This is a genomic window from Dokdonella koreensis DS-123, assembly GCF_001632775.1.
Taxonomy (GTDB): domain Bacteria; phylum Pseudomonadota; class Gammaproteobacteria; order Xanthomonadales; family Rhodanobacteraceae; genus Dokdonella; species Dokdonella koreensis.
This window is the reverse complement of record NZ_CP015249.1, coordinates 2,333,503-2,356,230: the sequence shown is the minus strand read 5'-3', so window position 1 is coordinate 2,356,230 and position 22,728 is coordinate 2,333,503. Positions and strand designations below refer to the sequence as shown.

19 protein-coding genes are annotated in these 22,728 nt (G+C 69.6%); 11 read left to right on the top strand and 8 right to left on the bottom strand.

The window, feature by feature from the left end; translation table 11 throughout:
- Window positions 1-137: 137 nt before the first annotated feature.
- The 3 genes from I596_RS09575 to I596_RS09565 all read left to right on the top strand — a co-directional run bounded on the left by I596_RS09575 (window position 138) and on the right by I596_RS09565 (window position 2,301).
- Complete coding sequence (locus I596_RS09575; RefSeq protein WP_067646983.1) at window positions 138-758, top strand: hypothetical protein; 621 nt, start codon at window positions 138-140, stop codon at window positions 756-758.
- Window positions 755-967, top strand: a complete 213-nt coding sequence (locus I596_RS09570; RefSeq protein ID WP_067646980.1) for a helix-turn-helix transcriptional regulator — start codon at window positions 755-757, stop codon at window positions 965-967. The genes I596_RS09575 and I596_RS09570 overlap by 4 nt, the downstream gene beginning before the upstream one ends.
- Before the next feature lie 218 nt (window positions 968-1,185).
- Entirely contained in the window at window positions 1,186-2,301 is a 1,116-nt protein-coding gene (locus I596_RS09565; RefSeq protein ID WP_223303803.1) for a hypothetical protein, read from the top strand.
- A 395-nt stretch (window positions 2,302-2,696) separates the two neighbouring features.
- Here the strand turns inward: I596_RS09565 and I596_RS09560 are convergent, their stop codons facing one another.
- The 4 genes from I596_RS09560 to I596_RS09545 all read right to left on the bottom strand — a co-directional run bounded on the left by I596_RS09560 (window position 2,697) and on the right by I596_RS09545 (window position 8,245).
- The gene (locus tag I596_RS09560) at window positions 2,697-5,858 is read right to left on the bottom strand and encodes an efflux RND transporter permease subunit (RefSeq protein ID WP_067646977.1); all 3,162 of its coding nucleotides are present in this window, start codon (window positions 5,856-5,858) and stop codon (window positions 2,697-2,699) included.
- Between the two features lie 9 nt (window positions 5,859-5,867).
- Window positions 5,868-7,016 (bottom strand): efflux RND transporter periplasmic adaptor subunit, encoded by a 1,149-nt coding sequence (locus I596_RS09555; protein WP_067646975.1) that lies wholly within the window; start codon window positions 7,014-7,016, stop codon window positions 5,868-5,870.
- Complete coding sequence (locus tag I596_RS09550; RefSeq protein ID WP_067651701.1) at window positions 7,013-7,639, bottom strand: TetR/AcrR family transcriptional regulator; 627 nt, start codon at window positions 7,637-7,639, stop codon at window positions 7,013-7,015. The genes I596_RS09555 and I596_RS09550 overlap by 4 nt, the downstream gene beginning before the upstream one ends.
- Before the next feature lie 126 nt (window positions 7,640-7,765).
- Window positions 7,766-8,245: a peroxiredoxin gene (locus I596_RS09545; RefSeq protein WP_067646973.1), complete on the bottom strand. Its 480-nt coding sequence runs from the start codon at window positions 8,243-8,245 to the stop codon at window positions 7,766-7,768.
- Between the two features lie 157 nt (window positions 8,246-8,402).
- Here I596_RS09545 and I596_RS09540 point away from each other — a divergent pair, with 157 nt between their 5' ends.
- Together I596_RS09540 and I596_RS09535 are read left to right on the top strand one after the other, a co-directional pair.
- Window positions 8,403-8,846 (top strand): Hsp20/alpha crystallin family protein, encoded by a 444-nt coding sequence (locus tag I596_RS09540; protein WP_067646968.1) that lies wholly within the window; start codon window positions 8,403-8,405, stop codon window positions 8,844-8,846.
- 84 nt (window positions 8,847-8,930) lie between these two features.
- Complete coding sequence (locus I596_RS09535; RefSeq protein WP_067646965.1) at window positions 8,931-9,830, top strand: DnaJ C-terminal domain-containing protein; 900 nt, start codon at window positions 8,931-8,933, stop codon at window positions 9,828-9,830.
- Between the two features lie 18 nt (window positions 9,831-9,848).
- Here the strand turns inward: I596_RS09535 and pepQ are convergent, their stop codons facing one another.
- Together pepQ and I596_RS09525 are read right to left on the bottom strand one after the other, a co-directional pair.
- Window positions 9,849-11,186, bottom strand: coding sequence for a Xaa-Pro dipeptidase (gene pepQ / locus I596_RS09530; protein ID WP_067646962.1), 1,338 nt, complete (start codon window positions 11,184-11,186; stop codon window positions 9,849-9,851).
- 81 nt (window positions 11,187-11,267) lie between these two features.
- A complete protein-coding gene (locus I596_RS09525) occupies window positions 11,268-12,878 on the bottom strand; it encodes a sensor histidine kinase (protein WP_067646960.1) in 1,611 nt (536 codons plus the stop codon).
- 252 nt (window positions 12,879-13,130) lie between these two features.
- Here I596_RS09525 and sucC point away from each other — a divergent pair, with 252 nt between their 5' ends.
- On the top strand, window positions 13,131-14,297 hold the full coding sequence (sucC, locus tag I596_RS09520; protein ID WP_067646958.1) for an ADP-forming succinate--CoA ligase subunit beta: 1,167 nt from the start codon (window positions 13,131-13,133) through the stop codon (window positions 14,295-14,297).
- Between the two features lie 14 nt (window positions 14,298-14,311).
- Complete coding sequence (gene sucD, locus I596_RS09515) at window positions 14,312-15,181, top strand: succinate--CoA ligase subunit alpha (protein WP_067646954.1); 870 nt, start codon at window positions 14,312-14,314, stop codon at window positions 15,179-15,181.
- A gap of 138 nt (window positions 15,182-15,319) precedes the next feature.
- Here the strand turns inward: sucD and nhaA are convergent, their stop codons facing one another.
- The gene (gene nhaA / locus I596_RS09510; protein WP_223303802.1) at window positions 15,320-16,603 is read right to left on the bottom strand and encodes a Na+/H+ antiporter NhaA; all 1,284 of its coding nucleotides are present in this window, start codon (window positions 16,601-16,603) and stop codon (window positions 15,320-15,322) included.
- Window positions 16,604-17,187: 584 nt separating this feature from the next.
- On the opposite strand from nhaA, the gene I596_RS09505 reads away from it, so the two are divergent.
- The 4 genes from I596_RS09505 to I596_RS09495 all read left to right on the top strand — a co-directional run bounded on the left by I596_RS09505 (window position 17,188) and on the right by I596_RS09495 (window position 20,885).
- Window positions 17,188-17,622, top strand: coding sequence for a fasciclin domain-containing protein (locus I596_RS09505; protein ID WP_067646948.1), 435 nt, complete (start codon window positions 17,188-17,190; stop codon window positions 17,620-17,622).
- A gap of 156 nt (window positions 17,623-17,778) precedes the next feature.
- Window positions 17,779-17,934 carry a hypothetical protein gene (locus I596_RS18760; protein ID WP_190278886.1) on the top strand — a complete coding sequence of 52 codons (156 nt, stop codon included), beginning with the start codon at window positions 17,779-17,781 and terminating at the stop codon, window positions 17,932-17,934.
- Between the two features lie 59 nt (window positions 17,935-17,993).
- A complete protein-coding gene (locus I596_RS09500) occupies window positions 17,994-18,623 on the top strand; it encodes a BON domain-containing protein (RefSeq protein ID WP_190278885.1) in 630 nt (209 codons plus the stop codon).
- Between the two features lie 153 nt (window positions 18,624-18,776).
- A complete protein-coding gene (locus I596_RS09495) occupies window positions 18,777-20,885 on the top strand; it encodes a bifunctional serine/threonine-protein kinase/formylglycine-generating enzyme family protein (protein WP_067646943.1) in 2,109 nt (702 codons plus the stop codon).
- Between the two features lie 11 nt (window positions 20,886-20,896).
- Here I596_RS09495 and I596_RS09490 read toward each other — a convergent pair whose 3' ends face one another.
- Complete coding sequence (locus I596_RS09490; RefSeq protein WP_067646940.1) at window positions 20,897-22,636, bottom strand: right-handed parallel beta-helix repeat-containing protein; 1,740 nt, start codon at window positions 22,634-22,636, stop codon at window positions 20,897-20,899.
- Window positions 22,637-22,728: the final 92 nt, after the last annotated feature.

Below are 22,728 nucleotides of genomic sequence, written 5' to 3'. Positions count from 1 at the left end.
GGCCGCGCATGTAGGGAGAGGGGCAAGAATTCGGGACGCCGGGAAGCATATCAAGCCTCGCCGGAGTGGCACGGATTGACTTCCGAAGCGGACATTATGTAATGTGTAGATTACATTATGTCCGGAGGTGATTACGTATGACCCGATTACCCTCGTCACTGTTCTGGCTGATCGCCCCGGCCGCGCTCGGCCTGTGGCTGCTCGTCGCCATTCCCTCGCGCTGGCACGGCATCGATACCGGCGCGCTCGGCGCCGGCGTGCTGCTGGCGGTGGCGGCGGCCGGTCTGTGGTTCGCCAGCCGCATCCCCGACGACGGCGCCTCGACGCTGTCCCCGGGTGAGCAGAAGCGGTGGGTCGCGCTCGCGTTCACCGGCCTGATCGGCGGCCTGATGCTGTTCAACGCCGGCATCTTCGCCGGCGCGCGCACGATGGCCGAGCTCGAGAACATCGGGCGGCCGATCGCGATGCTGCTGGTCGGCTGGCTGATCTTCGGCTCGGTGCTGCGCCAGCGCTTCGGATCGGCGGTACAGGAGGACGAGCGCGATACGGAGGTCGTCCGTGCCGCCGACGATGCCTCGCAGGTCGCGCTGTACCTGGCGGTCATCGCGGTCGCGGTCACGCTGGGACTGACGCCGCCCGCCCGCCTGGCCTGGGCCAGTCCGATCGCGATCGCGAACCTGCTGATGTTCGCGCTCGTGTTCGCCGGCTTCGTCGGCCATGTCGTGGCCCTCCGGCGCTACCGGCGCGATCGCGCATGAAGGCGACGCCGGTCGGCAATCACATCCGGCGCCTGCGTTTCGATGCCGGCGAGATGACGCAGGGCGCGCTGGCCGAACGGGTCGGCATCACGCGCCAGACGGTGATCGCGCTGGAAGCGGGACGCTACGCGCCGTCGCTGGAACTCGCGTTCCGCATTGCGCAGGCGTTCGACAGGCCAATCGGCGAGGTCTTCTTCTGGCGCGAATAGATCGAGTGCGCTGGCGGGCCGCTCGCTGCGTGGCGGATGGCAGGCGCGGCAAGGCATCGATGGTCGGCGCCGGTACGGTTCTCGCGACCGGCTCCCGCCGCCGGCCGGCGATGCCGGGCCTCCGCCTTCGGTGCCGCTCGACGTACTGAAACACGTCGGGGACGATGATGCCGATGCGCCCGCCGTGCTTCGTGGCGGGCACGCGACAGGAGATCGGCATGTCCACCGTAACCGTACGAACCGGCGAGATCGTCGCGATGCGGCTGTTCGACGTCGCCTATGCCATCGACCTCGGCCGGGCCGAGGCGCTGTGGGCCAGCCGGGCCGGCGCGGGCGCCAGCCGCGGCCGCCTGAACACGGCGGCACCCAAGGCGGTGGCGTTCAACGTGCCGCCGCTGGAGCTGTCGCTGGGCGAGTCGACGATCGAGCTGGGCGGCGGCAGCGCGCGCATGGTGCTCGGCGCGAGGCTGCACGACTTCGGCGTCGTCGCCCTGTCGGCGCGCGTCCCGGTCGGCGACCTGGACTGGGCGCAGTTCTCGGACCGCTTCAACGCGCTCGACCAGGCCATCGGCCCGGCCTCGGACACCGCGCTGTGGACCGACCTGCTCGACCGGGTTCGCGCGGTCATCGCTTCCGCGCTCGAACGCCCCGGTCCTTCGTCGCTGCAGGAGGACTACCTGCTCTGCGTGGTGCACACGCTCGCGCAGCCGCTCACCGGCGCGCAGCTGCGCGACAGTGTGGATCTGGCCGCGCTGCTGTCGGGGGAATCGCGGCCGCTGTCGGAGGACGCCTCGCGGGACATCCTGCGCCGCAGCTTTTCCTACTATGCCGACGACCTGGTCGTGCTGACCTGGGATCGCGCCTTTATCTACGAGCCGCGCGGCGACTCGGACGTCATCGACGTCATCGAGATCGCGAACGCGCAGCTCGTCGAGTTCCGCTACTACGACGAACTGCTCGACGACGAGCTGCCGCTGATGTACGACCGCGTCGAGAAGGCCCGCGGCGCGACGTCGCTGCTCGCCTCGCGCCGCTTCGCGCACCTGGCGCGACGCCTCTACACGATGGTCGCGGAAGTCACCGAGCTGACCGAGAAGGTCGACAATGCCCTGCAGGTGACCGAGGACGTCTACCTGGCACGCGTCTACAGCGCGGCGCTGGACCTGTTCCGCGTGCCGAACGTCAGCGCCGCCGTGGACCGCAAGCTCGCGATCATCCGCGACACCTATTCGGCGTTGTACGAGGAAGCCTCGAGCCGTCGCGCCGAGGTGCTCGAGATCGCGATCACCCTGCTGATCGCACTGGAGATCGGGATCGTCGTGTTCCGGCACTGACGTCTCTTGCCGCGCCCGTGTCCGGCCATGCGGGACCCGATGCGTGGGCGCCCCGCAACCCCGCCGGGCGCGAAACAAAGGTTCTTTGCCCCTCTGCGGAACTCGATCGGCCCTCGCCCTCGCCCTCGTTCTCGCCCTCGCCGTTGGCGCCTGAAGCGAGTCGAGCATCGCAGGCCGGCCAGGCCGCAGAGCTGCCCCGTGTCCGAGCGAGGCGAGTTGGGGCGCCTCTTCGGCCTCGTTGCCCTCCGATGCTCGGCTTGCTTTAGGGCGAAAAAACCAGAGCCGGAGCCGAAAACAGGAGACAGAGCCGGAGCGGAGCCGGAGCGGAATGGGCCCGCAGAGGCGAAGAACCCGAGCAAAGCCTCCGGGGCTGACCCCGGAGGCGGGCACAGCGCTCAGTGGGCCGTTTCGATCCGCGCCGGCGGCTTGCCGTTGCCGTCGAGACGGTCGCCCAGCAGGCGGCGGACGATCACGTAGAAGATCGGGATCAGCAGCACGCCGAGGAAGGTGGCGAACAGCATGCCGCCGATGACGCCGGTACCGATCGAGTGGCGCGAGTTGGCGCCGGCACCGCTGGAGAGCGCCAGCGGCAGCACGCCCAGGATGAACGCCATCGAGGTCATCAGGATCGGCCGCAGGCGCAGGCGCGCTGCTTCGATCACGCCGTCGCGCAGCGTCTTGCCGGCCTGCTGCTGCTCGACCGCGAACTCGACGATCAGGATCGCGTTCTTCGCGGCCAGGCCGACGACGGTGATCAGGCCGATCTTGAAGTAGATGTCGTTGGGCAGCCCGCGCAGCAGCGTCGCCGCGATGCAGCCGAGCACGCCGAGCGGCACCACCAGCAGCACCGAGGTCGGGATCGACCAGCTCTCGTACAGCGCGGCCAGGCACAGGAACACCACGACCAGCGACAGGATGTAGAGCATCGCCTGCTGGTTGCCGGACAGGATCTCCTGGTAGGACATGCCGGCCCAGTCGAAGCCGAAGCCGGCCGGCAGCTCCGCGATCAGGTTCTGCATCGTGCTCATCGCGTCGCCCGAGCTGCTGCCCGGTGCCGGGTTGCCGACGATCTCGATCGCCGAGTAGCCGTTGAAGCGGATCAGCGACGGCGAGGAGCTCGTCCACTCGGTGGTGACCACGCTCGACAATGGGATCATCAGCTGGCCGTTCGAGGAGGTCGTGCCGAGGCTGCTGGATGCCAGTGTCGAGGGCGTATAGAACTGCTTGAGGGCGTCGGGCGTGGCGCGGAATGGTGCGTCGGCCTGCACCACGACGCGCTTGACGCGGCCCTGGTAGAAGAAGTCGTTGACGTAATTGGGCGCCAGGAACGTCTGGATCGAGGCATAGACGTCGCTGACCGACAGGCCCAGCGCCTCGGCCTGCGTGCGGTCGACCGTCATCTTCAGCTGCGGCGCGTCCTCCAGGCCGTTCGGGCGCACGGCGACCAGGCCCGAGTCGGCGGCATTGGCCTTGCCGAGCAGCTGGTTGCGCGCCTCGACCAGCTTGTCGTAGCCGACGCCGCCGCGGTCCTGCAGGAACAGGTCGAAGCCACCGAACTGGCCCAGGCCCTGCACCGTGGGCAGGTTGACCACGAAGATCTGCGCGTCCTTGATGTCGGCCAGGGCGCCGTTGGTCTGGGCGATGAACTCGGTCGCGGTGATGTCGCGCTGGCTCCAGTCCTTGAGCCGGATGAAGCCCATGCCGACGTTCTCGCCGAGGCCCAGGAAGCTGAAGCCGGAGATCTGCATGAAGCCCTCGAACGCCGGGTTCTTCTGCAGCCGCTCGTAGATCTGCCCCATCACCGCCTGGTTGCGCGCCATGGTCGAGCCCGGCGGCAGTTGCACGATCGCCAGCGCGTAGCCCTGGTCCTCTTCCGGCAGGAAGCCGGTCGGCAGCCGCGTGAACAGGTATCCGGCGGCGACGCTGAGGGCCACGAACAGCACCATCCAGCGGGGCGCGTGGCGCACGGCGCTGGCGATGTGGCCGACGTAGGTCTTGGTCATCCAGTCGAAGAAGCGGTTGAACGTGCGGAAGACGACGTTCTGCTTCTGGGCGTGCGAGGACTTGAGGAAGCTGGCGCAGAGCGCCGGCGTCAGCGAGAGCGCCAGCAGGGCCGAGAAGCCCATCGAGACCGCGATCGTCAGTGCGAACTGGCGGTAGATCTCGCCGGCGGCGCCGGACTGCATCGCCGAGGGAATGAACACGGCGGCGAGCACCACGGTGATCGCGACGATCGCGCCGGAGATCTGCCCCATCGCCTTGCGCGTGGCCTCCTTGGGCGACAGGCCTTCCTCGCTCATGATGCGCTCGACGTTCTCGATCACGACGATCGCGTCGTCGACGATGATGCCGATCGCCAGCACCATGCCGAACAGGCTGAGCTGGTTGATCGTGAAGCCGAGCGCGAGCATGCCGACGAAGGTGCCGAGCAGGGCGACCGGAATCACCAGCGTCGGGATGATCGTCGCGCGGAAGTTCTGCAGGAAGATCAGCATCACCAGGAACACGAGCACGATCGCCTCGATCAGCGTGTGCACCACTTCGTTGATCGAGATGTTGACGAAGGTGGTCGAGTCGTACGGCGAGAACCACACCACGCCGGCCGGGAAGCTCGCCGACAGCTCGTCCATGCGCTTGCGGACCGCACCGGCGACGTCGAGCGCGTTGGCACCGGGCAACAGCTGGATCGCGAAGGCCGCCAGTGCCTTGCCGTTGTACTGGGTGTCGAAGCCGAACGTGAACGCGCCGAACTCGACGTGGGCGACGTCGCGCAGGCGCACGGTCGTGCCGTCGCTGTTGGCGCGCACGATGATGTTCTCGAACTGCTCCGGTTCGGTGAAGCGGCTGTCGGCCGAGATCGTCGCCATGAACTCCTGGCCCGGCAGCGTCGGCTGCGAGCCGATCGCGCCGGCGGCGAACTGCACGTTCTGCGCACGGATGGCCGCCGTCAGCTGGCTGGCCGAGAGGCCGTAGCCCTGCAGCTTGACCGGGTCGACCCAGATGCGCATCGCGTACTCGGAACCGAACTGCTGGGTCGCGCCGACGCCGTTGATGCGCGAGATCTGGTCGAGCACGCGCGAGGCGACGATGTCGTTGAGGCCGTTGCGGTCGATGCCGCCGTCATCGGCGCGCAGGCCGATCACCATCAGGAACCCGGCCGCCGCCTTGGCGACGACCACGCCCTGCTGGGTGACCTCCGAGGGCAGGCGCGGCTCGGCCTGGGCGACCTTGTTCTGCACCTGGACCTGGGCGGTATCCGGGTCGGTGCCGGTCTGGAACGTCACGGTGATCTGGACGCGGCCGTTGGAGCTGGACTGCGAGCTGAAATAGAGCAGGTTGTCGATGCCGGTCAGCTGCTGCTCGATCACCTGGGTGACGGTCTTCTCGACCGTGTCGGCGCTGGCGCCGGCGTAGTTGGCGGTGATCGTGACCTGCGGCGGCGCGATGGTGGGGTAGGACTCGACGCCGAGGCTGTAGATCGACAGCACGCCGGCGAGCGAGATCAGGATCGCGACCACCCAGGCGAAGACCGGGCGGTTGATGAAGAACTGTGCCATGGCGTGTCCTCAGCCCTGGGCCGGCTTGGCGCCGGCGTCCGCGGTGGCGACCGGCTTGACCGGCTGCCCCGGGCGCGCCTTCTGGATGCCGTCGGCGACCAGCCGCTCGCCGGCCTTGATGCCGTCGGTGACGATCCAGGCGTCCTTGCGCAGGGTGTCGGCCTTGACCGGCCGCCGCTCGACCTTGTCGCCCTCGCCGACGACCAGCACGTAGGCACCCTGCGCATCGCGCTGCAGGACCGACTGCGGAATCAGGAACGCCTGGTTGATCTGGCCCAGCGACAGGCTGCCGGTGACGTACATGCCCGGCAGCAGCGTGCGGTCCGGGTTGGCGATCTGCGCGCGCAGCGCGACGCTGCCGGTGGCCGGGTCGACGGTGACGTCGGAGAAGTCCAGCACCCCGTTCCTGCCGGTCGGCGTGCCGTCCTGGCGCGTCAGCGCCACCTCGGCCTTGTTCGGCTCCAGCAGCGTGATGGCGCCGTGCGAGGCGGCTTCGCGCAGCTGGTCCAGGTCGCTGACGCTCAGCGTGAAGTTGGCGTAGACCGGATCGAGCTGGTCGATCGTCGTCAGCAGCGTCGCCGTGCCCTGGCCGACCAGGGCGCCTTCGGTCACCTGTTGCTGGCCGGCACGGCCGGAGATCGGTGCGCGCACGGTGGCGTAGCCGAGGTTGATCTGCGCGGTCTGCACCTCGGCGCGTGCCTGCTGTACCTGGGCCGCGGTGGTGCGCTCGGTGGCCTCGGCATTGTCGAGGTCCGAACGCGACACGTAGTTCTTGCCGATCAGTTCGCGTGCGCGGTTCGCCGCGGCCTTCGCGTTGGCGGCGGCGGCCTGCGCCTGCGTCAGCCCGGCCTGGGCCGACGCCAGCGTGGCCTTCAGAGGCGCGGGATCGATCTCGAACAACACGTCGCCCTCCTTGACGTCGCTGCCCTCGGCATAGACGCGCTTGACCAGCACGCCGGCCACGCGGGCGCGCACGTCGGCACTGCGGAACGGCGACAGGCGTCCGACCAGGTCGCGCGTCAGCGGCACGGCCTGCGGCTGCACCTGGATGATGCCGACCTCGGGTGGCGGCGGCGCCGCCGGCGGCTGGCTCTTCTGGCAGGCGATCAGCGCGGTGCAGGTCAGGGCCAGCGCCAGCGTACGGGGGATGCGGATCATGACTGCTTCCTGGAAAGGGAAAGAGGGAAAGAGGGGGCGTAGGCGCGCAGGAACGCGGCGACCGCGGCATCGGTCCAGGCATGGCGCTCGGCCAGCGTGCGCCGCCGCGCCACGCCCAGCAGGTGGCGTTCGGACTCCACGCCGAAGCACAGGCCGAGGAACAGCTCGGCGGCCTGGGCGGGGTCGTCCCGGCGGAGCGCGCCGCGCCGCATGGCCTCGCCGAGTACCTCGGCGAGGCGGTCGACCAGATGGCCCAGGCCGCCGCGGTACAGCCCCTTGGCCAGATCCGGATAACGCGGCGCCTCGGTGAAGGCGATGCGCCTGCGCGCCTGCGTCTCGGCGGTGGCCAGGGTGTCGCCGTAGCTGCGCGCGAACGCCGTCAGCGTCGCTTCCAGGTCGCCCTCGCCGGGTTCGAGGCAGGCCATGATCGGCGCCATCAGGTCCTCGACGACGTGGCGGAACAGCTCTTCCTTGCTGCCGAAGTGCGCGTAGACGGTCTGCTTCGAGCAGCCGGCACGGCGGGCGATCGCGTCCATGCTGGTCTGGTAGCCGTGCTCGAGCCACAACGCGCGCGCGGCATCGCGTACGCGCTCGTGGCGCGCACCGGCAAGGGGCGTCGTCATCGGCTCCATCGAATCTGGACTATACCGTCTAGTTCAATATTTGGCGTAGTCTATTCATCCCTGGCCGGAACGCAAGTGCGACACGGCCCGAGCGGTGGAATCGGTATACGCGTCCCCGGCTGAAGCTCAGCCGATCAGGGCCAGCATCGCCTCGGCGCTGGACGCCTTGAACTCGCCCGGCGCCTCCACCTGCAGCAGGCGCACGATGCCGTCCTCGGCCAGCAGCGCGAAGCGCCGGCTGCGCAGGCCCATGCCGTAGGCGCTGGCGTCGAGCTCCAGGCCGAGTGCGCGCGCGAAGTCGCCGTTGCCGTCGGCCAGCATCATCATCTGCGCCGGCACGTTCTGGCTCGACGCCCAGGCCTGCATGACGTAGGCGTCGTTGACCGCCACGCAGGCCACCTCGATGCCGCGCGCCTGGAAGTCGGTGAAGTGCGCGACATAGCCCGGCAGGTGGCGCGAGGAGCAGGTCGGCGTGAACGCGCCGGGCACCGAGAACAGCACGATGCGCCGGCCGGCGAAGAGCGTGTCGGCGCGGACCGGGTGCATGCCGTCGCGGATCAGGGTGAGGGCGATGGCGGGAATGGCGTCACCGGGCTGGATGCTCATGGCGGGACCTTGCAGGGCGGGCGTCCGGTGCCCGGATAAACGAAGGGTGGCTGGCGCAGCGCGCCGGCACCGGTCCGGCTGCTTGAAACAGGGAGCGGCATCCCTATTTTGCCTGCCATCGCGGCACGCAGCCGCACCCGAACACGAGGAACGCGTCATGAGCATCATCCGTCATTCGCCGTGGGCCGCCCGCAACGATCTCCAGGAGTTCCGTCAGGTCTTCGAGCGCTTCTTCAACGGCGAGGAAAGCGACCAGTCCAACGTCGTGACCAGCCAGTGGGTACCCCGGGTCGACATCAAGGAGGAAGACAAGCGCTTCGTCATCCTGGCCGACGTCCCCGGCGTCGATCCGCAGAGCATCGAGATCAACATGGACAAGGGCATCCTGTCGCTGCGCGGCGAGCGCACCGCCGAAACCAAGGAGGAAGGGACCAAGTTCACGCGCGTCGAGCGCTCGCATGGGGTCTTCTATCGGCGCTTCGCGCTGCCCGACAGTGCCGACGCCGACGGCGTCACCGCGCACGGCAAGCACGGCGTGCTGGAGATTTCGATTCCGAAGAAGCCGGAAACCACGCCGCGCCGGATTACCATCAACGCCTGATCCCGTTGCGGCAGCAGACCTGAACCGGCCCGCGACGGATTCGCTCCGTCGCGGGCTTTCTCATTTGCGGGCAAGATAGAACGCATGCAGTTCAAGGACTACTACGAAATCCTGGGCGTCAAGCCCGATGCGAAGGACGCCGAGATCAAGTCGGCGTACCGGCGCCTGGCGCGCAAATACCACCCCGACGTCAGCAAGGAGGACGGCGCCGAGGACAAGTTCAAGGCGGTCAACGAGGCCTACGAGGCGCTCAAGGACGGCGAGCGCCGGGCCGCGTACGACCAGCTGCGTGCCGGCGGCTACCGTGCCGGCGACGACTTCCGGCCGCCGCCGAACTGGCAGCAGCGCGGCGACTTCGATCCGGCCGGCTTCGAGGGCGCCGGTTTCAGCGATTTCTTCGAATCGCTGTTCGGCGGCCGCATGGGCGGCGCCGGCGGCCCGCGCAGCGTGGCGCGGCGTGGCCGCGACCTGCACGCGCAGATCGCGATCGATCTGGAGACCGCCGTGCGCGGCGGCCGCGAGCGGATCACCCTGCGCGACGGCCTGCAGGGCGAGCGCACGCTCGAGGTGAAGATTCCCGCGCGGATCCAGCCCGGCCAGCAGATCCGGCTCGGCAAGCAGGGCAGCCCCGGCCTCAACGGCGGCCCGCCCGGCGACCTGCTGCTGGAAGTGGGCCTGCGCAGTGACGGGCGGTTCCGCCTGGAGGGGCGCAACGTCGTCCATACGCTCGCCCTGGCGCCGTGGGAAGCCGCGCTCGGCGCGACCGTCACGGTGCCGACGCTGGACGGCGACGTGGAACTGCGCATCCCGCCCGGCTCGGACACCGGGCGCAAGCTGCGCCTGCGCGGCCGCGGCTGGCCCGGCGAACCGGCGGGCGACCAGATCGTCGTGCTGGAAGTGCACGTGCCGCCGGCCGAAAGCGAGGAGCAGCGCGCGCTGTACGCCTCGATGGCCGAGGCGTTCGCGTTCCATCCACGCGGCTGAGCGGGCGCTGGCCCGCCGCTATACGGCGATCGCCGCGAACGCGTCGCGGGTGAGGTTCTCCGGCTGGCCGCCGGTGCAGACCACGTCGTCCTCGATGCGGATGCCGCCGTACCGGCGGAACGCGTCGACGCGATCCCAGTCGACGTCGCGCGCTTCGGGCCGGGTCCTGAGCTCGGCCAGCAGCATGTCCACGAAGTAGAGGCCCGGCTCGATCGTCGTGACCATGCCCGGTTCGAGCCGGCGCGTCAGGCGCAGGTACGGATGGCCGGGCGGCTTGGGGATCGTCGTGCCGGCATCGTCGGCGGCGAAACCGGCCACGTCGTGCACCTGCAGGCCGATCGAGTGGCCCAGGCCGTGCGGGAAGAACACCGACGACACGCCCGATTCGACCGCGCTCTCCGGCGACATGCGCAGGAAGCCGTGGTCGCGCAGCACGCCGGCCAGCACGTGGTGCGCGTGCAGGTGCAGATCCGGGTAGCTCTGCCCGGCACGGACCTGCGCGCAGAAGCCCAGCTGCGCTTGCTCGACCGCGTCGATCAGGTCCTGGAACTCGCCGTCGCGGTCCCAGGCCCAGGTGCGCGTGATGTCGCTGGCGTAGCCGTGGAAGCTGCCGCCGGCGTCGATCAGGAACGAATGCGGATGGACCGGCGGAACGCGGCCGAGATCGGTGTAGTGCAGGACCGCGCCGTGCTCGTTCAGCGCGATGATGTTGCCGTACGGCAGCTCGTTCTCGGTCAGCTGGGTGGCGGCCAGGTAGGCACCGTGGATCGCGAACTCCGAGGCGCCGTTGCGAAAGGCCTCCTCGGCCGCGCGATGCCCGCGCGCGCCGATCCGGCTGGCCACGCGCATCATGGCCAGTTCGTACGGCGTCTTGAAGGCGCGCTGGTAGTGCAGGAGGTCGATGACGGCCTGCGGGTTGTTCGGCACGAAGTCGCCCAGTGCCGCGCCCGGCTCGCCGATGATCGCGCAGCGCGCGGAGTCGTTCGGCAGGTGCGCGAGTGCCTCCCGGGCGTCGCGGATGATCGTGATCTCGAAATGGTCGACCCAGTAGCCGGCCGGCACCTCGGGCACCACGTGCCAGTAGTCGTGCGGCTGCAGGTAGATCAGCCGTGGCCTGCGCCCCGGCGTGTGGACCAGCCAGGAGCCCGGCGCGCGCGTCACCGGCAGCCAGTGCTTGAAATGCGGATTGACGCAGAACGGGTAGTCGCGGTCGTCAAGGAACTGGTAGTGCGCCGTGCCGGCAGGCATCACCAGGTGGTCGAAGCCGCCGCGCAGCAGTGCGCGGTCGCTGCGGGCGATGACGGTGGCGAGGTGCTCCGGGTAGAGCAGGTTCAGATCGGTCAACTGGTTCGGCATGGCGGTCGAGCGGCTAGGGTCGCGTCGATTGTGCCGCTTCCGCGCCTGCCGGTGCCAGTCCGGAAGGCGGGCCCTCGCAGGCTACGCCGGGCGTGGGCTGGCGCGTGTCGCCAGCGTCGCCACCGGGCTCAGGGTGATCCGGAAGCAGGCGCCGCCACCGGCCACCGGCACGTACTCGAGCGTGGCCTGGCTCGATTCGGTCATCTGCTTGGCCAGGTACAGGCCCAGTCCGGTACCGAACTCGTGCGTCGTGTAGAACGGCTCGAAGATCTGCGCGGCGACGCGCGGCGGGATGCCGGGGCCGCGGTCGATGACCTCGATCAGCGGCGGGCCGCGGTCGGTGGCCAGGCGCGCGACCAGGGCCACGCGCGCCGGCTCGTTCGGCTGCCGGCCGTAGCGCAGGGCGTTCTGCACCAGGTTCCACACCACCTGCTGGAGGTGCTGCGGGTCGACCATCGCCTCGATGCGGCGGTTCTGCGTGATCGCGCGCAGCTGGTCGCCGCCGAGGTCGTTGCCCTGGCGGTAGTCGTCGACGAAGGCCAGCACCCAGGCGTTGACGTCGATGCTCTCCGGGCGCGATCGCTCGCGCCGCGACAGCTGCAGGATGTTCTCGACGACGTCGTTCGCGCGCGTGCAGTGGTTGTTGATGATCTCCACGAGGCGCGTGTCCTCGTCGTTGAGTTCGGGCGACTCGGCCAGCAGCTGGGCCGAATAGCGGATCGCCGCCAGCGGGTTGCGGATCTCGTGCGCGATCGAGGCGGAGAGGCGGCCCAGCGAGGTCAGCGTCAGTTCCTCGGCGCGGCGCGACAGCAGCGAGGTGTCGTCGAGGAAGATCAGCACGTGGCTGTCGTCGTTCGGTGCCAGCCGTGTGAAGCGCGGGATCACCTCGGGCACGTCGGCGGCCAGCGCGACCGCGCTCTGGTCGGTGCGGCCGGAGGTGCGCCAGTGGTAGAGCCGCCGCGACAGCTCGGCGGCGACGCTGCCGAGGTCGCGCTCGTTCGGCGCCGGCGTGCCGATCAGGCGCCAGGCGGATTCGTTGATGCGCAGGATGCGGTTGGCGTCGTCGACCAGCAGCACGCCGGTCTTCATGCGCTGGATGATGAGGTCGTTGACCTGCTCGAGGTTGAGCAGATCCGCGCCGCGCTGCTCGGCCAGCGCCTCGGTCTCGCGCATCTGCCGGCCGAGGTAGTGGCCGAGCAGGGCCAGCGCCAGGTAGGCCACGCCGAACAGGCCGGCCTCGGGGCCGGTCCGCCCCTGCGTGATGCCGAGGTAGTCGGTCAGGATCGGCGGCACGATGATGCCGAGCGCGGCCAGCGCGGCGAGCAGCAGCGACTGGCGCAGCGGCAGCAGCAGCGCCGCGGCGCCGACGTTGACGATCAGCAGGATCGGCACCGCCGTGCTGGCGCCGACCAGGGAGACCTGCACCAGCGAGGCGGCGAGGATGTCCAGGCACAGTGCCGCGCCGATCCAGAAGCCCGGTCGCGCGTGCATGCGCGAGGTGGCGGCCAACAGCAGCAGCGCCAGCGGGATGTAGGCCAGGACCACGCTCTGGCCCAGCAGCGGACGGGCGACCTGCACCCAGTCCACGGCCACCGGGCTGAACACCAGGCCGCCGAACACCACGGCCTCGAACACCCGGTACAGGTTGAAGAAGTACAGCTCGCGCCGGGTCGTTTCGCCTATCGAGATCATCTGCCTCCCTCTCGCCGTGCGGCGCTCCCGTCGCCTCGGGGCCGCAGCGCCGGGCTTCCGGGCGCGAGTATAGGCGCCGGGCGCCGCGGCGGGCGATCGAACGAGCGTTTTGATTTCGCAACGACGTTTGCCCACAATACGCGCCCGTTCCGCGGCCGTTTCCTGCGGCCTGCCGGCCCGAGCGTCCGTTTCGATCCCCGCCTGCGGCGGGGGCGTCGGTTTTCGCGTTGTCCACTCCCCAAGGTGCAAGCCATGAATTTCCACGAGTATCAGGCCAAGGAGCTGTTCGCCCAGTACGGCATCCCGGTTCCGGCCGGCCGGATCGCGTCCACGCCCGACGAGGCGGTCGCCGCCGCGCAGGCGCTGGGCAGCGGACCCTGGATGGTCAAGGCGCAGATCCACGCCGGCGGCCGCGGCAAGGCCGGTGGCGTCAAGTTCTGCAAGTCGATCGACGATGTGAAGACGGCCGCCGCCGGCATGCTCGGCACGTCGATGGAAACCTACCAGTCGGGCGGCCGCGCGCTGCCGGTGAACCTGGTCCTGGTCACCGAGGCGGGCGATATCGCCAAGGAGCTGTACCTGTCGGTGCTGGTCGACCGCGGCAGCAAGACCGTCTCGTTCATCGCCTCGGCCCAGGGCGGCGTCGACATCGAGCAGGTCGCCCGGGAAACCCCGGAGGACATCCACACGATCGAGGTCGACTTCGTCGAGGGGCTGCAGCCGTACCATGCGCGCCGCTTGGCGTTCGACATGGGCCTCAACGCCAAGCAGGCCGGCCAGCTGACGAAGATCATGATCGGGCTGTACACGCTGTTCAACGAGAAGGATCTCGCCCTGGTCGAGCTCAACCCGCTGGCGATCCTGTCCGACGGCTCGCTGGCCGCGCTCGACGGCAAGGTCAATTCCGACGACAACGCCGAGTTCCGTCATCCGGACCTCGCCGCGATGCGCGACGAGAGCCAGGAGGACGCCGCCGAGGCCGCGGCCGTCCGGCACAACCTCAACTACGTGACGATGGACGGCAACATCGGCTGCATGGTGAACGGCGCGGGCCTGGCGATGGCGACGATGGACGTCATCAAGCTGGCCGGTGCCGAGCCGGCGAACTTCCTCGACGTCGGCGGCGGCGCCACCAAGGAGCGCGTGACCGAGGCGTTCAAGCTGATCCTGTCCTCGGACAAGGTCGAGGCGATCCTCGTCAACATCTTCGGCGGCATCGTCCGCTGCGACCTGATCGCCGAGGGCATCATCGCCGCGGTCAAGGACGTGGGCCTGACGATTCCGGTGATCGCGCGCCTGGAAGGCACCAACGTCGAGAAGGGCCGCGAACTGCTCGCCAACTCCGGCCTGAAGATCACGCCGGCCATCGACCTGAACGACGCCGCGCAGAAGGCGGTTGCTGCGGTCAAGGCCGCCTGAGCGAGGACGAATCCATGAGCGTTTTGATCAACAAGAACACCAAGGTCATCACCCAGGGCTTCACCGGCCAGCAGGGTACGTTCCACTCCGTGCAGGCGCTGGAGTACGGCACGCGGCTGGTCGGCGGCGTCACGCCGGGCAAGGGCGGCACCACCCACATCGAGCTGCCGGTGTTCGACACCGTCGCCGACGCGGTCGCCGAGACCGGCGCCGATGCGACGATGATCTTCGTGCCGCCGCCGTTCGCGGCCGATGCGATCCTCGAGGCCGCCGACGCCGGCATCCGCGTGATCGTCGCGATCACCGAGGGCATTCCGGTGCTGGACATGCTGCGCGTCAAGAACGTGCTCAAGCGCCATCCGGAAACGGTGCTGATCGGGCCGAACTGCCCGGGCGTCATCACCCCCGGCGAGTGCAAGATCGGCATCATGCCCGGCCACATCCACAAGCCCGGCAAGGTCGGCATCGTCTCGCGCTCCGGCACGCTGACCTACGAGGCGGTGTTCCAGACCACCAACGAGGGCCTGGGCCAGTCCACCTGCATCGGCATCGGCGGCGACCCGATCAACGGCCTGAACTTCATCGACTGCCTGAAGCTGTTCCAGGACGATCCGCAGACCGAGGGCATCATCATGGTCGGCGAGATCGGCGGCAGCGCCGAGGAAGAAGCGGCCGAGTTCATCAGCGAGTACGTCACCAAGCCGGTGGTCGCGTTCATCGCCGGCGCCTCGGCACCGGCCGGCAAGCGCATGGGCCACGCCGGCGCGATCATCTCCGGTGGCAAGGGCACCGCCGCCGCGAAGTTCGAGGCGCTGGAGAAGGCTGGCGTGACCACCGTCAAGTCGCCGGCCGACCTCGGCAAGACGCTCGCGACCAAGCTCTGATCGAGACGAGGAGCGACGCGTCGCAACGGCGCGTCGTTCCTGCGCGAACCGGCCGGCATGGCTGCGCGGTCGCGCTTCCCTCCCTTCCGTTTTTCGCGCCACGACCCGGGCAACCCGAGGTCAGTGCCGGCGCCGCCGTCATGGTCTCGCCGTGCGGGGCGACCGGCCGGTGCGGCCTTGTCGGGCCGTCAGCCCGGCCAGGGCCAGCAGGCCGACGGTCGCCGAGACGATCGACGCCACCAGAATGCCGAGCTTGGCCGAGGCCAGCAGGTGGGTGTCGAACGCCAGTTCGGCGATGAACAGGGCCATCGTGAAGCCGATGCCGGCCAGCAGGCTGCCGGTCGCCAGCATCGACCAGGGCAGGCCGCTCGGACGCACCGCCAGACGCAGGCGCACCGCCAGGTAGCTGAAGGCGACGATGCCCAGGGGCTTGCCGATGACGAAGCCGGCGACGATCGCGACGGTGGTCGAAGCGACGATGTCCGCGGGAACAATGGTCATTCCGGCATTGGCGAGGGCGAAGACGGGCATGACCACGAAAGCCACCCAAGGATGCAGGGCGATCTCCAAGCGCTCGACCGGCGACAGCGCTTCGCGCGTGGCGACCTCGGCGCGGAGCAGGTCCTGGCGATTGAGGGTATCTCCGCTCCAGTGTTCGCCCGGCGGGTGCGCCACGACGCGCCCCAGGATTGCGCGCAGGCGGCTGTCGTTCACCCAGCTGCGCGCGGGCGTCATCAGTCCGAGGACGACACCCGCCAGCGTCGCGTGTACGCCTGACAGATCCATCGCCAACCAGACGGCCGCACCCATCCCGATGTAGACCGGGACACTGCGAATGCCGGCCTTCGCCAGGGCGGCCGTCAGCAGGATGCCGAGCATCGCCGCGGCCAAGGCCTGGCCGTTCAGCGCGTCGCCGTAGCCGATCGCCACCACCAGGATCGCGCCGATGTCGTCGAAGATCGCGAGTGACAGCAGGAACACGCGCAGGCTCTGCGGAATGCGCCGGCCGAGCACGGCGAGGCAGCCGATCAGGAAGGCGGTATCGGTCGCCATCACGGTGCCCCAGCCGTGCATCGCCGGCCCGCCGCCCTGCAGCAGCAGGTACACCGCGGCAGGGACGGCCATGCCCCCGAGCGCAGCCGCCAGCGAAAGCGCTGCGGTGCGTGGCTTGCGCAGCTCCCCGAGCACCATCTCGCGCTTGAGTTCCAGAGCGACCACGAAGAAGAAGAACGTCATCAGGCCGTCGTTGATCCAATGCTTCAACGACCGCGCGTAGGTGACGTGATCCACCTGGATTCCGAGCTGGAGTTCCCAGAACGCCAGATAGTGTCCGGACCACGCCGAGTTGGACAGTGCCAGGGCCAGGGCCGCACAGATCAACAAGATGCCACCGGCCATGGCCTCGATGCGCAAGAAGCGCATGAAGGCCCTGCCGAGCCGGTCCATCGGTTCCCTGGGAAGCCGTGTCGACGGCGGGCTCATGCGGCCGGCAGGGTGGTGCGGCTTGCGTCACCTGCGGGGAGCGGCGGCTTCGGGCGGCGAGGCGGACGCAGCTGACGCGGCAAGAGCGGTTTCGATGACATCGGCGGTTCCTGAAGGTGGCGGCCGGAGCAGGGCGGGCGGCAGCGGATGTCGACACCGCGAATGGTGCTGCACGGTCCCGGCCGCGCGCTGCGCGTCGACGATCCGTCAGGTTTCTCGATGCAGACGCAAGGCGGAATAAAAAGTGGCGCGCGGCTACGGCCGGTACACTCCCATGGGCGCTGCAATCGGCCCATTCGGGACGCTCTCGTGCTTCATCATGCGCCGCGGCAGGTAGAAAACGCCATTCACGCCAGCGTAACAGCGGAAGGTATACAGTCACCGCCACTGGAACCCTTCCTCGGTCCCCAGCCCTCGGTCTCGCGGTTCGTATCCTCGTCTCTGAGTCACGCCCTGCGTTCCGTCAGGGCCGGCGGCCCGTGCCGCTTCGCCTTCCGCGCTTGCGGAACATCAAGGCACCCCCCATGAGTAGTAGCCCGTTTTCTCGCACCGTTGCCGAGACGGTTGCGGCCGACGCCACGTTCACGAGCCTCGACCGGGCGATCGTGGCTGCCGGGTTGACCGATACCCTCAAGACGATCGGGCCCTTCACCTTGTTTGCGCCTACCGACGCGGCGTTCGCCAGGCTGCCGGAGGGGACGCTGGAGAACTGGCTCAAGCCCGAGAACAAGGCCGAACTGGTATCCGTCCTGCAATACCACCTCGTACACGGCCGGGTTTCCACTTCGGAAGTCGGCAGGATGCGCGATGCGCGCACCGTCCAGGGCGAGGCGGCGGTGATCAGGATGACCGACGGCCGGGTCACCATCAACGACGCCAATGTCTCGTTGGCCGAGCTGCCGTCGAGCAACGGTGTGATCTACCCGATCGACAAGGTCATCGTGCCGATCCGGCATTGAGACCAAGACGGCGCCGCAGTCCGGCGTCCGCCATGAACCACACGGGCATGGGATGGATCCCGCGTCCGCCAAGGACCCGGGGCCGCCGCGGAATCGCGGTGCGCCTCGCCTGCAGGGATGCGTTGGCCGCAACCGGCCCTGAATGGAGATCATCACGTGAACAAGCACGAAAACACCAGCAAGCCCAACCATCAAGACCGTCGTCCCGTCAACACGCCGATCGACAAGAAGGTGGCGCCCGACACGCCGCCGTCGATGCCCGAGCCCAAGCACGCACCGGCAAAGACGGAACTGCCGATCAATCGACGTTGAACATCACGAGCCCGGTTTCGACCGGGCTTTTTCATGGATGGTTGCCCGAGGAACTGGACATGACGCTCTGCGCTACCCGTCACCGCGGACTCGGCCTGGCCTTGTTGGTGCTGGCCGGGTCATTCAGCGGCGCCGCGATCGCTGCGCCGCCGGCATCGCTTCCGACGGCCGGCTCCGCCGAGTGCGAGGAGGTGCCCGGCGACGCGATGGTCACCGCGTCGATCCTGCTCAAGCTGGCAGGCCACTCACGGATCGACGCCGACGAAATCCAGGTCCTGACCGTGAACGGAAAGGTCCTCCTGCGCGGGCTGGTCCGCAGCCAGGCGCAGAAAGGACTGGCCGGCCGCCTCGCCGGCGATACCCGTGGTGTTCTCGACGTCGACAACCGGCTGGACGTCATCGACTGGGCACCGATCACCGACATCGCCCGGGACCAGGCGCAGGCGCGGGTGCAGGGGCGCGAAGCCGCCCGGATCCGTTCCGATGCGTGGATCTCCGATACCGTCGCCACCACCCTGCGCGCCTCTCCCGGGACCGGCAGCTGCGACATCCAGGTGGGCAGCCGGGCCGGTGTGGTGACCTTGGAAGGGCCGGAGCGATCGGCCGCTGCCCGCGACCTGGCGATAGAACTGGTCCAGGGCGTATGGGGCGTTCGCCGGGTCGAGGCCACCGGGTTGCTGGTCCGTTGACAGCGGTGGGCTGCGGATCTCCTGGACGCGCCGAGTAGGTTACTCTCTGGGCTGGCAGGGAGTGGCGGAACTGTTCCGGCGCTTCCAATGGCGTCGGGTCCGATCCGGCAGCGTCTGATGCAAACCTCGACTACGGATTCACCTTCCGATCCAGTGCCGCGCCGCGCGGAATCGCCGCGCATTGCCGGCTACCGGCTGGTCCGCCAGCTCGGCCGCGGCGGCATGGCGGTGGTCTACCTGGCGGTGCAGGAGTCGCTGGATCGCGAAGTCGCGATCAAGGTGATGCGTCCCTCCAGCGCGCTCGACGAGGCACAGGCCATGCGCTTCGAGAACGAGGCGCGCGTCATCGCTAAGCTCGAGCATCCGGGCATCGTCGGCATCCACGAGGTGGGGCGCACGCAGAGCGGCGACCTGTACTACGTGATGCCGTACCTGGCGCGCGGCGACCTCGGCGAGCGCGACTACCGCGCGGACGAGGAGGGCCTGATCGAGCTGCTGCGCGTGCTGCTCGACGCGCTCGGCTATGCGCATGCGCGCGGCATCGTCCATCGCGACGTCAAGGCCGAGAACGTCCTGTTCGACAACGCCGACCGGCCGCAGCTGGCCGATTTCGGCATCGCGCTGTCGCAGCGCAGCGGCTCGCCGCGTGTCACCAGCGACGGGTTCGCGCTCGGCAGCAGTGCGCACATGAGTCCGGAGCAGGCCCGCGGCGGTGCCATCGATGGCCGGGCCGACCTCTACAGCCTCGGTGTGCTGACCTACGAGCTCCTGACCGGCGAGCTGCCGTTCCGCTGCGCCGATTCACTCGGCCTCGCGCTGATGCACGCGCAGGACCCGATACCGCGCCTGCCGCCGGACAAGGCACACTGGCAGGCATTCATCGACCGCGCATTGGCCAAGCAGCCCGAGCAGCGCTACCGCAACGCCCAGGCGATGCAGCGCGCGCTCGACGGGGTCCAGCGTCGTCTGCGCCGGCAGGGCGTCCTGCCGGCATGGCTGGATGCCCGGCCCTGGTACCGGCCGCTGCTGCTGGTCGTGCTCGGCTTTGCGCTGATCGCGGTGCCGGGCTGGCTGCTGGCACCGTTGCTGGCGCCCACGCCGCACGCGGCGGCGGAGCTGGAACCGGCGCCGGTGGCGCCTGCCGCTGCACCGGACGAGGTGCCGGCGGCGATCGACGGCGCGCTCGGGCAGGCGCGCGAGCAACTGGCCGCCGGTCACCTGCTGGCACCGGCCGGCGCGAACGCGGCGGAAACCTACCTGAACCTGCTGGCGGGCGATCCGGACAATGCCGACGCACGGGCCGGTCTGGAGACCGTGCTGGCCTCCCTGGCCGTGCCGTTGGCCGAGCGCGCGCGCAGGGGCGACCTGGACGGGACGCGCGAGCGCTACCGTCAGGCGGTCCTGCTGGCCGACCAGTCCGGCCTGCGCCAGGCGCCGGCCTTCCTGGCCGTGGAGCTGCAGGCGCGCCAGGCGGCGCTGGCGCAGGCCGAGGCGAGCCTGCGCGGCTACGAGCGCGCGGCGGCGATCGCCTGGCTGGATTTCGCCCGCGAAACCGGTGCGGACGGCGACGCCGTGCAGGCGTTGCAGCTGCGTGCCGCCGACCTGCTGCAGGCCGGCTCGCTGCTGCGCGACACGGGCGGGCCGCCGGTGATCTTCGTGCCGCGGCGCATCGCCGGCTCGACACTGGCCGCGCCGCTGCTGGTGATGCGCGACGAGGTCAGCCGTGGCGACTACGCACGCTTCGCCGCCGCCTCGGGACGCGCGGCGACCCGCTGCCGCAACCGGCTCTCGCCGTTGCGTCTGCTCGACCGGCGCGACTGGCGCGACCCCGGCTTCGCGCAGAAGGACGACGAGCCGGTGGTGTGCGTCAGCGCGGACGATGCCGATGCCTATGCGCGCTGGCTGAGCGCGCGGACCGGCAGGACCTATCGCCTGCCGACCCGGGCCGAGTGGCGCCACGCCGCACGGCCGGGACCGGCCGCGGCGTGCGCCGCCGGACAGGCCTGCGATACCGCCCGGCGCGGCACCGCGGCGACCGGCAGCGAGCCGGCCAATGCGCTGGGTCTCAACGACCTGCGCGGCAATGCGAGCGAATGGACCGCCGACTGCACCGCTGCGCAGGGCGGGCGTTGCGAGCAGCGGATCGCGCTCGGTGGATCGTGGCGGGACCGGAATACGGCCGCCGACGCGCCGTCGGAGCGCCCGCTGGCGCCGGACCGCGGCTACGACGACATCGGCTTCCGGCTGGTACGCGATCTCTAGCGCCGCACCGCTCATCCGTCCATGTCGTTCGCGAAGAGCTGGTCGTTCTCCCATGCGCCGATGTCGCAGGTGCCCCAGCGGTCCGGCTTGGCATCGTCGCGGCAGCGCGGCCGCAGGTCGCGATCGCGGTACTCGGGCGTGGCGTTGAGCGTGTCGCAGACGTCGGTCAGCGGCGAATCGAAGCGCGGCTGCCAGTCGCGGCGGCCCGGCGCGACGAAGATCCGCTCGTAGGGACGATCGGTGTAGGTCGGCCGCGCGATGATGCCGTTGGTGGTGAAGCTGGCGGTCACGCCCGCGACCACGCAGTCGGCACCCCATTTGTTGTACATCGTCACGCCGCCGTCGAAGACGGCCGAGCTGAACAGCTGCAGGCTGGTGCCCTGCATGCCGACGACGTCGATCGCGGGACGCAGGTTGCCGTCGGTCGCGAGGCGCTGGTTGCCGACGAACGTGGAGAACGTGACGCGCAGGTCCGGCGCCGCACTCGGCAAGGTGTAGCGCGTGCGGATCAGGGCGCCGGTCTGGCCGGGCTGGTCGTACGAGCGATTGCCGGTGAATACCGTGCCCTCGGTGCGCACGAAGCCGGCACCGTCGACCAGGATCGCCGAGCCGTCCTGCGCGCGGTTGTCGCGCACCAGGGTCTGGATCAGATACGCGCGCGAATCGCCGTAGACGGCCACTGCGCCGCCGTTGGCGCCGGTCGTGATGCCGTCGGCGACCTGGTTGTCGCCGATGCGCGTGCAATCGCGGTCGCGCGGGCAGTACCAGCCGAACGCGTTCATCGACTCGCGCATCATCGTCAGCACCGCACCGTTGGCGACCGTAACGCCGCCGCCGCTGAACTCGGCGCGGTTGCCGTCGACGATCAGCTCGCGCGCCTCCATCGTCGTGCCGGCGCCGGACAGGTAGAGGCCGCCGCCGGTGGTGGCGGCGCGGTTGTTCTCGATCCGTGCGCCGGTCACGTCCTTGCGTCCCGGCCACACGTCGATGTTCGGGTTGCCGACCGCGATGAAGCTGCCCGGCAGGGTCGCGATGCCGCCGCCGGCACCGCCGGCGACGTTGTCGTCGATGCGCACCTCGTGGGCCGCGATGAACAGGTTGCCGCTCCACAGGCTGATGCCGCCGCCGCTGCTCGCCGTGGTGTTGGCGTGGATCCGCGTGCCGGGATTGAGCGTCACGCCGAGGCTGCCGGCCGGACTGCCGGCGCGCTCCACATGCAGGCCGCCACCGGCCTGCGCGCGGTTGCCGGTGACCTCGGTGTTGTCCAGCGACAGCGCGACGTGCGCATTGGTCGAGGTCCGCAGGCGCACGCCGCCGCCGTTGAGGTCGTTGCGACCACCGCCGCGGATGCGCAGATGGCTGAGGCGCACGTCGTAGTTGCCCGGGGCGGAGGGCTCGATGCGGATGACCGGATCGCTGCCGTTGCCGGCGATGTCGGCGAACGGCTGCCCTGCGTCCACGTCGAGATCGCAGTTGGCGTAGCCGCCCTCGATCAGCACCGATTGCGCGCCGACCTGCAGCGCCTGGCCGGAATAGGCGGCGTCGTTGGCGACCATGACGTAGTCGAGGCCGGGGCCGTTCGCCGCCGCGGCGTTGAGGGCGGCCTGGATCGAGCTGAACTGGCAGCGCGACTGCGCGTTGACGTCGCCGACCAGGAAGTACTCGGCGGCGTGTGCGGGCACGCAGGCGCAGGCCGCGAGCGGCAGGATGAAGCGCCACGGGCCGGGCAGGGAAGCGATGGGCGTGGTCATGAACGGGCATTCCGCGATTGGGCAGGGCATCGGCCTCATACGCAGTTCCGCGGCGAGAACCCCAAGCGCCCGCGGCAGTATCATGTCGGTTC